The organism is Streptomyces sp. NPDC059166, from assembly GCF_042755185.1.
Lineage (GTDB): Bacteria > Actinomycetota > Actinomycetes > Streptomycetales > Streptomycetaceae > Streptomyces.
In genome coordinates this window covers 1-1,043 of sequence record NZ_JBHZCI010000106.1, presented here as the reverse complement: position 1 = coordinate 1,043, position 1,043 = coordinate 1, and the positions used below count along the sequence as shown (strand labels likewise).

The following is a 1,043-nucleotide window of genomic DNA, read 5'->3' as shown; positions in this document are numbered from 1 at the left end:
TCCAGGAGCTACCAACTCCTCTGACCCGGGCCCGCCGAGAGGCGGATGCACATCGGCGCGGTGCCGACGGCTTTGCACGAGAAGTCGGCACCGCGTCTCCTTCGAACACCGAGGAGCCGCTGCGATGCAGCATGCCCTGACACACCCGCGCCCCGACCCACCTCCGTCGCCCCGTCCGCACCGCCGTCGCGCTGAACGGCGACGGCCGTGAAGAAGACGACGGGAGCCCTCGTCGGTCTGTGCGCCACCGGACCGCTCCTGCTGGCACTGCCGATCCTCGGCATCGGCGCCGGGACCGCCTCGGCCTCGTGCTCGATCGACAGTGCACAGGGTGTGGACGCTTCCGCCGTCGCCAAGCAGGTGAAGGCCATCCTGGACGGCGGCGACAAGGGCTCGGTCTCCGTACCGGGTCTGGACGCGCCAGCCGACCAGGTGCCCAACGCCAAGACGATCCAGGCCACGGGCGTCGCGATGAACATCCCCGCCCGAGGGCAGGTCGTCGCCCTGGCGACCGCGCTGCAGGAGAGCGGCCTGCGGAACCTGACCTACGGCGACCGCGATTCGCTGGGTCTCTTCCAGCAGCGGCCGTCGATGGGCTGGGGTACGGCCAGCCAGATCCTCGATCCGGTGCACGCCTCGACGAAGTTCTACGAGGGGCTCAAGAAGGTCTCCGGCTGGCAGTCCCTCTCTGTCACCCAGGCCGCGCAGGCGGTACAGAAGTCGGGCTTCCCGGAGGCGTACGCCAAATGGGAGCCGCTGGCCACCGCCCTGCAGAAGGCCATCGAGCCCCTGCTGCAGAAGGCCGGCGGCGCATCGCCGAGCCCGTCGCCGTCCGGCTCTGCCGACACCAGCCCCTCTCCCGATTCCGCGGGGGGTTGTCCGGCGGACGGCGACGGGACGGACTTCGGCACCATCCCGGCGGGCGCCCTGCCGGACGAGTACAAGATTCCCGCCTCCGCGCCGCCGAAGGTACAGACGGCGATCCGGTGGGCGCTCGGCCAGCTCGGCACCCCGTATCAGTGGGGCGGCACGTGCACCGACTC

Annotated in this window: 1 protein-coding gene; it reads left to right on the top strand. The window is 70.9% G+C overall.

What is annotated here, in order from left to right; translation table 11 throughout:
- Positions 1-207: 207 nt before the first annotated feature.
- Positions 208-1,043: hypothetical protein (locus tag ACFXOA_RS32310; protein WP_385035741.1), on the top strand; the 836-nt coding region annotated here is incomplete at its 3' end.